At 66.9% G+C, this 9,906-nt stretch carries 9 protein-coding genes; 7 read left to right on the plus strand and 2 right to left on the minus strand.

Annotated features, from left to right (window positions below; genetic code table 11):
* Both DBR23_RS12145 and hemH read right to left on the minus strand, forming a co-directional pair.
* A partial coding sequence (locus DBR23_RS12145; RefSeq protein ID WP_108498417.1) for a Lon protease family protein occupies positions 1 to 2,393 on the minus strand: 2,393 nt, incomplete at its 3' end.
* A 201-nt stretch (positions 2,394 to 2,594) separates the two neighbouring features.
* Positions 2,595 to 3,707, minus strand: a complete 1,113-nt coding sequence (gene hemH / locus DBR23_RS12150) for a ferrochelatase (protein WP_108498418.1) — start codon at positions 3,705 to 3,707, stop codon at positions 2,595 to 2,597.
* A gap of 202 nt (positions 3,708 to 3,909) precedes the next feature.
* Here hemH and DBR23_RS12155 point away from each other — a divergent pair, with 202 nt between their 5' ends.
* The 7 genes from DBR23_RS12155 to DBR23_RS12185 all read left to right on the plus strand — a co-directional run bounded on the left by DBR23_RS12155 (position 3,910) and on the right by DBR23_RS12185 (position 9,874).
* Positions 3,910 to 4,581 (plus strand): amino acid ABC transporter permease, encoded by a 672-nt coding sequence (locus tag DBR23_RS12155; protein ID WP_056064535.1) that lies wholly within the window; start codon positions 3,910 to 3,912, stop codon positions 4,579 to 4,581.
* Positions 4,582 to 4,593: 12 nt separating this feature from the next.
* On the plus strand, positions 4,594 to 5,247 hold the full coding sequence (locus DBR23_RS12160; RefSeq protein ID WP_108498419.1) for an amino acid ABC transporter permease: 654 nt from the start codon (positions 4,594 to 4,596) through the stop codon (positions 5,245 to 5,247).
* A gap of 65 nt (positions 5,248 to 5,312) precedes the next feature.
* Entirely contained in the window at positions 5,313 to 6,119 is an 807-nt protein-coding gene (locus DBR23_RS12165) for a transporter substrate-binding domain-containing protein (protein WP_108498420.1), read from the plus strand.
* A gap of 151 nt (positions 6,120 to 6,270) precedes the next feature.
* On the plus strand, positions 6,271 to 7,059 hold the full coding sequence (locus DBR23_RS12170; RefSeq protein WP_369882105.1) for an amino acid ABC transporter ATP-binding protein: 789 nt from the start codon (positions 6,271 to 6,273) through the stop codon (positions 7,057 to 7,059).
* 90 nt (positions 7,060 to 7,149) lie between these two features.
* The gene (locus DBR23_RS12175) at positions 7,150 to 7,905 is read left to right on the plus strand and encodes a sugar phosphate isomerase/epimerase (RefSeq protein ID WP_108498422.1); all 756 of its coding nucleotides are present in this window, start codon (positions 7,150 to 7,152) and stop codon (positions 7,903 to 7,905) included.
* Positions 7,902 to 8,852, plus strand: coding sequence for a sugar kinase (locus DBR23_RS12180; RefSeq protein ID WP_108498423.1), 951 nt, complete (start codon positions 7,902 to 7,904; stop codon positions 8,850 to 8,852). The genes DBR23_RS12175 and DBR23_RS12180 overlap by 4 nt, the downstream gene beginning before the upstream one ends.
* A complete protein-coding gene (locus DBR23_RS12185; protein WP_108498424.1) occupies positions 8,849 to 9,874 on the plus strand; it encodes a D-glycerate dehydrogenase in 1,026 nt (341 codons plus the stop codon). The genes DBR23_RS12180 and DBR23_RS12185 overlap by 4 nt, the downstream gene beginning before the upstream one ends.
* Positions 9,875 to 9,906 lie beyond the last annotated feature (32 nt).

Below are 9,906 nucleotides of genomic sequence, written 5' to 3' on the forward strand. Positions count from 1 at the left end.
ACCGTGTCTTCTACGGCCGCAGCACGGTGGGCCAGCTCGTCGGCCTGGGCCTGCAGCAGTTCGGCCGGGCTCATGCCCGATGCCTCCCCCGTCAGCAGCGCAATTCCCTCGCTCACATGTCCCATGGTGTAGACATGGAACAGCCCGCGTTCCACCGCGTCCAGCACGCTGCGGTCCAGCATCAGGTGGCGCTGGTTGCGGGCGGGGATCAGCACGCCGTGTGTGCCGTCCAGCCCCGCAGTCTGGCAGGCGCGGAACCAGCCTTCGATCTTTTCGTTGATGCCGCCCACGGGCAGCACCTCGCCGTGCTGGTTCAATGCGCCCGTCACGGCGATGCCCTGGCGCAGGGGCAGGCCTGACAGGCTGGACAGCAGCGCGTACAGCTCGGCGCACGAGGCTGAGTCGCCTTCCACGCCGCTGTATTCCTGCTCGAACACGATGGACGCGTTGAGCGCCAGCGGCGCGACGTGGCTGAACAGGGCGGTGAGGTAGCTGTGCAGGATGAGCACGCCCTTGTCGTGGATGGGGCCGGACATATCGACCTCGCGCTCGATGTTGAGCAGGCCCTCTTGCCCGGCAAAGGTGCGCGCGGTGATGCGCACCGGAAAGCCGAAGCGGTAATCGCCCAGGTCGATCTGCGTCATGGCGTTGATCTGGCCGGTGATGGACCCCTGCAGCGTGATCAGGCGCTCCCCTTCGGTGATGGACTCGTGCAGCTCTTCTTCGGGCTGGTTGTGGCGCAGGGTGCGGGCGGCCAGTGCGGCTTGCACGTCGGCGGCTTGCACCAGGGTGCCTGCGCGGGCCTGACACAGCGCGGCGCTTTCGATGGCGAGTGCTTCGGTGTGGGCAAAGCGGGCGCTTTGGCGGCCTTGGTCGTCGGCTTCGCGGTGCGATTGCTCCAGCAGCAGGGCCACGGCGCCGGCGGCAAAGTGGGGCAGGCCGCGCTTTTTGCAGCAATGCGCGACCAGGATGGCTGAGGACTGGTGGGTGCCGGGGGTGGCGATGAACCGGTCTGAAAAGTCCACCTTGACGCGAAAGCGGCGCGCGGCGTCGGGGTCCGCCTCTTGCAGCGCGTAGTACTCCTCCACCGATCCGATCAGCACGATCTTCACATCCACGTCCACCGGCTCGGGCTGCAGCGCCACGGCGCCGCCGGGCGCATGGGCGGGGCCGCCGCCACCGCTGCCGTCCTCGATCTGCAGGCGCCCACAGCGCAGAAAGCGGCGCAGGCGCGGCCACAGGCCTTCTTCGGCGGCCAGGTCGTGCAGGTGCAGCAGGATGAAGCCGCCATGCGCCTTGAGCAGGCTGCCCGCGTGGATGCTGGCGTGGTCGGCCTGCACGGTGTCGGCGTCTGCGCCGTGTTCGATGCTGCCGAACAGGGTGCGGGCCGTAGGGTTGTCTTCCACCACCACCGGGGCGCTGGTGCGGCCGTGGTTGTCCACCACCACGTTCACCTGGCAGCGGGCCAGCAGGTCGTCCAGTGCGTCCTTGCGGTCGTCCTCGGCGTCCTGGCCTTGGTCAGCGTCGCCGGGCTCGAACAGGTCGATGTGGTCCAGCACGGCGCGCTCTACCTGGTCCAGCCACTGCGTGAGCTTGACGGCGTCCTTGATCTGCTTGCGCAGCCCCTGGCGGATGCCGTGCAGCGCGTGCTCCACCAGCGGCTTGATGGCCTGGCGGCGCAGTGCGGCCAGGGCGTCGTCGCGCGCGCGCTCCAGCGGGCGGGTGGTTTCGAGAAACTTGGCGATCTCGGCGCGCAGCTCCTGCTCGGCGGCGTCGATCTCGGTGCGGCGCTCGCGGGGCAGGGCGCGCGCCTCGCCTTCGGTCAGCGGCTGGCCCTTGGGGCCGGTGAGGGTGAACACCATGTGCCCGGCCTCGCGGCTCAGGCGGAACTGGCGCGCCTCGGCAAATGCGTCCAGCGCTGCAAAGGCTTCGCTCTCTTGCGTTTGCCAGGTCTTCTCGATGCGCTCAGCCTCGGCCTTGAAGTCGGGGCTGGTCAGGCGTTTGGGGATGTCGGCCTGCAGGCTGCGTGCCATGTCGGCCAGGCCCTGGCGCAGCAGGCGGCCTTCGCCCGCAGGCAGGCGCAGTGCGCGGGGGCGGTCGGCTTGGTCAAAGTGGTGCAGGTAGCACAGGTCGGGCGGCACCGCGCGTTTTGCGGCCTCGGCCTGCATGGCCTGGCGCAGCAGTGACGCCCGCCCGCTGCCCACTTCGCCCAGCACAAACAGGTGGTAGTCCGGCTGCTGCATCGCCAGGCCAAATTGCGCGGCGGCCTGGGCACGCTCCTGCCCGATCCAGGGCAGGGGCAGGTCTTGCAGCTCGGCGGTGCTGGCAAAGCCCAGCGTGGCGGGGTCAATGGTCAGACGCAACTGGTGGGGGGCAAGGGCAAAAGCAGGCATTGATGTGGGTGTAATAGGGGGCGGTGCGGAGGGCGTGGCAGGCAGCCGTGCAGCATCTGGCGACCAAAATATGAGCCAAAACGGGCGGATGCGCTAGTGCAATATGCCCTGAGTGCTATCAATAATGTAGTGAATGACCATGGGCGCGCAGGCCGCCCGGTGCCATTCGCTTTGGCATGCGCAATGGCATGGGCATGCGTATCAGTGCGCCACCGGGCATACCCCGGCAGGTGCACCACCGGCCAGCGCGTGGCTGCGCGCATCGGCCAGTGCGGCGGCGGTGGGGGCCTCTGTGGGCCAGCCCGCCAGGTGCTGTTGGGCCACGCGGCTCAGCGCAGTGATCCAGTGGTGGTTGTCGTTCAGGCAGGGGATGTAGTGAAACTCCTTGCCGCCCGCGTGCAAGAAGGCCTCGCGCACTTCCATGTTGATTTCTTCCAGCGTCTCCAGGCAGTCGCTGGTGAAGCCGGGGCACACCACGTCCACCCGCCGCGTGCCCGCCTTGCCCAGCGCCTCGATGGTGGGCTGGGTGTAGGGCTCCAGCCACTTGGCCTTGCCAAAGCGCGACTGGAAGGTGATGCGGTAGCGCTCCTCGCGCAGACCCAGGCGCTCGGCCAGCAGGCGGCCGGTTTTGCGGGCCTCGCAGTGGTAGGGGTCGCCCAAGTGCAGGGTGCGCTCGGGCACGCCATGAAAGCTCATCACCAGCTGGTCGGGCTGGCCGTGGTGCTTCCAGTGCGTTTCGATGGTGCGGGCCAGGGCGTCGATGTAGCCGGGGGCGTCGTGGTAGTGGTTCACAAACCGCAGCTCGGGCACGTTGCGGGTGGCAGCGGCCCAGGTGTAGACAGCGTCGAACACGCTGGCGGTGGTGGTGGCGGAGTATTGCGGGTACAGCGGCAGGATGAGGATGCGCGTGGCGCCTTCGGCCTTGAGGGCATCGAGCTGGCTGGCGATGGACGGGTTGCCGTAGCGCATGGCGTGGCGCACCAGCACCGCGTGGCCTGCCTCACCCAACCAGCCGCGCAGCAGCGTGGCCTGCTTGGCCGTCCAGTGCGCCAGGGGCGAGCCCTCAGGCGTCCAGATGCTGGCGTATTTGGCGGCCGACTTGGCCGGGCGGGTGCGCAGGATGATGCCGTGCAGGATGGGCATCCACAGCAGCTTGGGGATCTCCACCACGCGGTGGTCACCCAGAAACTGCGCCAGATAGCGGCGCACGGCCGGGGCCGTGGGTTCGTCGGGCGTGCCCAGGTTGCACAGCAGCACAGCGGTGCGGTCGGCCTGGCCGTGGGTGAAAGGGGGTTCGGGGTGGAAGGAAGGCATGCGGCATTTTCACCCACGCGCCGAGCCAGTGCGGGCTGGGAGCCTATTTGCCGCCCGGCACACACCCGCCTGCGAGATCAGCGCCGGGCATGGCGTCTTCAGGTGTTTTCAGCCCCTTTTTAGGGTGCATCGGGTATTCCCTGATGTGGTTATGAAACCGGTTTCATAAACTGGCGCCACTTTGGAATAACGACTGTCCACCGTGAATTACCAGTTCCAGTTCGATGCCGTGTTTGCCGCGTGGCCCTTGTTGCTCAAGGGCACCTGGATCACCGTGCAGCTGTCGCTCACCGCCACTTTGCTGGGGCTTGTGGTGGCCATCTTTTGCGCCTGGGGCAAGACCGGCGGGCCGGGCTGGCTGCGGTTTTTGATCAATGCGTACATCGAGGTCATCCGCAACACGCCGTTTCTGGTGCAGCTGTTTTTCTTCTTCTTTGCGCTGCCCTCCATCGGCCTGCGCTGGTCGCCCTACACGGCGGCGCTGACAGCCATGGTGGTCAACCTGGGGGCCTATGCGGCCGAGATCGTGCGGGCGGGCATCGAGTCCATCCCCAAGGGGCAGATCGAGGCGGGCAAGGCCCTCAACCTCAAGCCGTGGGAGATCTTTCGGTTTGTCATCCTCAAGCCTGCGCTCAAGGCCATCTACCCGGCGCTCACCAGCCAGTTCATCTTGCTGATGCTCAGCTCGGCCGTGGTGTCGGTGATCTCGGCGGACGACCTGACCTCGGTGGCGGCCAACCTGCAGTCGCAGACCTTCCGCAGCTTTGAGATCTACATCGTGGTGACGGCCATCTACCTGGCGCTGGCGCTGAGTTTCTCGGCGCTGTTCAAGCTGATCTATCAGCGCATGCTGAATTACCCAGACCGTCGCTGAGGAATACCTGCCATGCGTACTTTCGGACTCTCCGAGTTTCTTTTCATCGTGCAGGCCGCGCAGTGGACGCTGGCGCTGTCGGCCATTGCCTTCGTCGGCGGTGCGCTGCTGGGGCTGGTGGTGGCGCTGTCGCGCACCTCAGAGAACGCTGCGGCACGCAATGCATCGCGCTTGTTCATCCAGGTGTTCCAGGGCACGCCGCTGCTGCTGCAACTGTTCCTCATCTTCTTTGGTGCGCCCATGCTGGGGTTTGACATCAACCCCTGGGTGGCGGCGGGCGTGGCGCTGGTGCTGAACAGCGCGGCGTTTCTGGCCGAGATCTGGCGCGGCTGCATCGAGGCGGTGCCACGTGGCCAGTGGGAGGCTGCGCAGGCCCTGAACCTCAAATACGTGGCCCGCATGCGGTTTGTGGTGCTGCCCCAGGCTTTCAAGATCGCGCTGCCGCCCACGGTGGGCTACGTGGTGCAGATCATCAAGGGCACATCGCTGGCGGCCATCATCGGCTTCACCGAGATCACGCGGGCGGGGCAGATCATCAACAACGCCACGTTTCAGCCGCTGCATGTGTTCACCACCGTGGCCGCGCTGTACTTCGTGATCTGCTGGCCGCTGTCGCTGCTGGCCGCACGCATGGAGCGCAAGCGCGCCCGCGCTCTGGCGCGCTGAGCCACGCGCCGCAACCTTCTTTTTTCTTTCTGTTCTCGTTCACACCAACCACCAGGAGACATGCGATGACTTTTTCTTTGCAACGCCGCACCGCTACCGCCGCTTTGGCCGCCTTGGGCCTGGGTGCCGCGCTCACAGCCTTTGCGCCGCTGGTCTCGGCCCAGTCCGTGGCGGACATCAAGAAGAAGGGTGAGATCACTATCGGCATGCTGGTGGACTTTCCGCCCTACGGCACCACGAATGCACAAAACCAGCCCGACGGCTACGACGCCGACGTGGCCAAGCTGCTGGCCAAGGACCTGGGCGTGAAGGCCAACATCGTGCCCGTCACCGGCCCCAACCGCATTCCGTTTTTGCTGACCAACAAGGTCGATGTGCTGGTGGCTTCGCTGGCCATCACGCCCGAGCGTGCCAAGCAGGTGCAGTTCTCGCAGCCTTATGCGGCCGCGACCATCGTGTTGTACGGCAAGACGGGCGCCAACATCAAGAGCGCTGCCGACCTCAAGACCGTGCGCGTGGGCGTGGCCCGCGCCAGCACGCAAGACGTGGCCGTGACCAAGGCTGCGCCTGAGGGTACCGAGATCCGCCGCTTTGACGACGATGCGTCGGCCATGCAGGCGCTGATCTCGGGCCAGGTCGATGCGATTGGCTGCTCGGTCACGGTGGCGGCGCAGATCGCCAAGCGCGTGCCCGCCAACACCTTCGAGAACAAGTTCAACCTGCTGCAGCAGGCCATGGGCATCGCCCTGCGCCCCGGCCAGGACGAGCTGACCAAGGCCGTGAACGACTTTGTGGCACGCAACACTGCCAATGGCGAGCTGAACAAGCTGTACCAAAAGTGGCTGGGCGCCGACCTGCCCAAGCTGCAGTAAGAGCGGTTAATAAAACTCTTCTGGCGTCGTTGCTGCGTCTTGTCGTACTACCCGTACTGCCTGCGACGCAGCGCCTAGCCAGAACCGCTTCGCTGAGTTTTCTTATCCGCTCTCAGTCGAACAGAGTGAGACATCCCAGGAGCCTTTGACAATGACGGACGCAGTCACTACGACGATGACCACCGCCGGTGCACCCCCCATCATCACGATGGAGGGAGTCAACAAGTGGTACGACAGCTTCCAGGTGCTCACCGACATCAACCTGTCGGTGCGGCCCGGCGAGCGCATCGTGATCTGCGGGCCATCGGGCTCGGGCAAGTCCACGCTGATTCGCTGCATCAACCGGCTGGAGACGGTGCAAAAGGGCCGCATCGAGGTCGATGGCATCGACCTGACCGCTGGCGGCAAGAACGTGGATGCCGTGCGCGCCGAAGTGGGCATGGTGTTCCAGCAGTTCAACCTGTTCCCGCACCTGACCATTCTGGAAAACTGCACGCTGGCTCCTATGCGTTCGCGCGGCATGAGCAAGGCGCAGGCCGAAGAAGTGGCCATGAAGTACCTGACCCGCGTGCGCATCCCCGAGCAGGCGCATAAGCACCCCAGCCAGTTGTCGGGTGGGCAGCAGCAGCGCGTGGCCATTGCGCGGGCGCTGTGCATGGCGCCCAAGGTGATGCTGTTTGACGAGCCCACTTCGGCGCTCGACCCCGAGATGGTCAAGGAAGTGTTGGACACCATGATCAGCCTGGCCGAAGACGGCATGACCATGCTGTGCGTGACGCACGAGATGGGTTTTGCCCGCAGCGTGGCCGACCGGGTGATCTTCATGGCCGACGGCAAGATCCTGGAGCAGGCGCCACCGCAGCAGTTCTTCGGCCAGCCGCAGCACGACAAGACGCGGCAGTTCCTGGGCCAGATCCTGAGTTCACACCACGCACATTGAAACCCACGCACAGACCCACGCACATCGAGACCTGACAGGTCGTGCGGTTGATGGCCTTCGCCCCGTGGGGGCGCGGCCTGAAAGAAACACATGAAGGTATTGATTTCCCTGTCCTCCTTCGGCGCGGCCGAAACCGGTCGCCACGGCCAGCTGTGGTGCACCGACCTGGCCCAGCAAGCGGGCGCGGACGGCGTGGAGGTGCGTGGCGAGCTGCTGCGCGATGCGGCCACCGAGCTGCCCGCGCTGGCGGGCCGGGCGGCGGTGTACTCCAGCCCCGAAGGCCTCTGGACCGCGCAGGGCGAGCTGGATGAAGCAGCCCTGGCACGTGGCGTGCAGGCCGCCCAGGTGCTGCGTGCTCCGCGCCTGAAGATGTCGATTGGCGGCTTTGGCGCACCCCTGCCGACATCGCATACGTCGCTGCAACGCCTCCAGGCCCTGCTGCAGGCCGCCCCGCAGGTGGAGCTGGTGATCGAGAACGACCAGACCGCCACCGCCGGCACGCTGGCCGCCATGCAGGCGTTTTTTGCAGCCCAGGCGCAGGCGGGGCTCGGCCTGGGCATGACCTTTGACATGGGCAACTGGCACTGGCAGGGCGAATGCCCGCTGCAGGCCGCGCAGGCACTGGCACCCTATGTGCGCTATGTGCACTGCAAGGGCGTGCAGCGCCTGCCCGCCAAGTGGGTGGCGGTGCCGCTGGCCGATTCGGTGGCGCCCTGGCGCGCCGTGTTGCGTGCCTTGCCAGCCGATGTGCCGCATGCCATTGAATACCCGCTGGTGGGTGACGACCTGGTGGCGGTCACGCGCGAACAGGTGGCCTTTATCCGCGCTGCACGGGAGGCTGCATGAGTGATTCAGTCTTCGACGTGGCACTGTTTGGCGAGGCCATGCTGCTGCTGGTGGCCAACGAGCCCGGCCCGCTGGAGAACGCCACCGGCTTCCACAAGCGCACGGCCGGGGCTGAGACCAATGTGGCCATCGGCCTCGCGCGCCTGGGCCTGAAGGTAGGCTGGGCCAGCCGCCTGGGCACAGACTCCATGGGTCGCGCGCTGCTGGCCGCCATGCAGGGCGAGGGCATCGATTGCTCGCACGTGGTGTGCGATGCCACACAGCGCACGGGCTTTCAGTTCAAAGAGCGAGTGACCGATGGCCGCGACCCGCAGGTGGAGTACCACCGCAAGGGCTCTGCCGCCAGCCAGATGGGGCCCGCCGATGTGGACGAACCCTGGCTGCGGTCCGCGCGCCACCTGCACACCACGGGCGTGTTTGCCGCCATCTCCGACACCAGCCTACAGGCCGCCATCCGCACGCTGGAGGTGATGCGCGCCGCAGGCCGCACCATCTCGTTCGACCCCAACCTGCGCCCCACGCTGTGGTCGTCGCCCGAGACCATGCGCCACTGGATCAACACCCTGGCCACCTATGCCGACTGGGTGCTGCCAGGCATGGAAGAGGGCGTGTTTTTGACCGGCGAAACCAGCCCTGAGGGTGTGGCGCGCTTTTACCGTGAGCGGGGCGCCAAGCTGGTGGTCGTCAAGCTTGGCCCCGAGGGCGCTTACTACGACAGCGATGTGGCCGGCACCGGCCGCGTGCCCGGCGTGCCCGTGGCCCAGGTGGTGGACACCGTGGGCGCGGGCGACGGCTTTGCCGTGGGCGTGATCAGCGCGCTGCTGGAAGGCCTGTCCGTGCCCGCCGCTGTGCGCCGTGGCGCCTGGATTGGTGCGCGCGCCGTGCAGGTGCTTGGCGACACAGAAGGGCTGCCCACCCGCGCCCAGCTGCAGGAGGCGGGGCTGTGAGCCTGACGCTACCTTCAACAGACGGCAGCACAAGCCCCGCGCGCAAACAGGTGCTGGTGTTTCGCGAACTGCCGCCCGACCAGCTCGCGCGGCTGACCGCCGTGCACGACGTGACCGTGGCCGACCCGCGCAAACCCGATGAACGTGCGCGATTCGATGCCGCGCTGGCACAGGCGCACGGGCTCATCGGCTCCAGCTTTCCCATCGATGCCGCCGTGTTGGCGCGTGCGCCCCAGCTGCAGGTGGTGTCCAGTATTTCGGTGGGCGTAGACAACTACGCGCTGGACGTGCTGCAGGCGCGCGGCATCATGCTGTGCCACACCCCCGGAGTGCTTGACGAAACGGTGGCAGACTCGGTGTTTGCCCTCCTCATGGCCACCAGCCGCAGGCTGGTGGAGCTGTCGCAGTTGGTGCGCGAGGGCCGGTGGACCAAGAACATTGGAGAAGACCTGTTTGGCAGCGATGTGCATGGCAAGACGCTGGGCCTGCTCGGATTTGGCCGCATTGGCCAGGCGGTGGCGCGCCGCGCCGCACTGGGGTTTGGCATGCCGGTGATGTACCACGCCCGCCGCCCGGTGGACCTCGCCACCCAGGCCCCTGAATTGCAGGGCAAGGCCATCCACACGCCGCTGCCCGCGCTGCTGGCGCAATCAGACTTTGTGGTGGCCATGCTGCCCTTGTCGGACAGCACGCGGGGCATGGTCAACGCCGAACTGTTTGCGGCCATGAAGCCCGGCGCCATCTTCATCAACGGCGGCCGGGGTGCCACCGTGGTGGAGCAAGACCTGCTGCACGCGCTGGACCATGGCCCGCTGCGCGCAGCGGGGCTCGATGTATTTGCCACCGAGCCGCTGCCGCTGGCGTCGCCCCTGCGCAGCCACCCGCGCGTGACGCCGCTGCCGCACATCGGCTCGGCCACGCACGACACGCGCCATGCCATGGCCGCGCTGGCCACCACCAACCTGCTGCAGGCGCTGGCGGGCGAACGGCCCGCCGCCGTGTACAACGCCGTACCCGCATGAGCCCGCCGACACCCGCATCCTCCGCCACGCCC

Source organism: Acidovorax sp. HMWF018 (assembly GCF_003061035.1).
GTDB classification, from domain to species: Bacteria; Pseudomonadota; Gammaproteobacteria; order Burkholderiales; family Burkholderiaceae_C; genus Acidovorax; species Acidovorax delafieldii.

Excerpts from the sequence above, each read along its gene's own strand:
- hemH (WP_108498418.1), bottom strand. The coding sequence starts at position 3,707 with ATGCCTTCCTTCCACCCCGAACCCCCTTTCACCCACGGCCAGGCCGAC.
- DBR23_RS12160 (WP_108498419.1), top strand. The coding sequence starts at position 4,594 with ATGCGTACTTTCGGACTCTCCGAGTTTCTTTTCATCGTGCAGGCCGCG.
- DBR23_RS12165 (WP_108498420.1), top strand. The coding sequence starts at position 5,313 with ATGACTTTTTCTTTGCAACGCCGCACCGCTACCGCCGCTTTGGCCGCC.
- DBR23_RS12170 (WP_369882105.1), top strand. The coding sequence starts at position 6,271 with ATGACGGACGCAGTCACTACGACGATGACCACCGCCGGTGCACCCCCC.
- DBR23_RS12175 (WP_108498422.1), top strand. The coding sequence starts at position 7,150 with ATGAAGGTATTGATTTCCCTGTCCTCCTTCGGCGCGGCCGAAACCGGT.
- DBR23_RS12180 (WP_108498423.1), top strand. The coding sequence starts at position 7,902 with ATGAGTGATTCAGTCTTCGACGTGGCACTGTTTGGCGAGGCCATGCTG.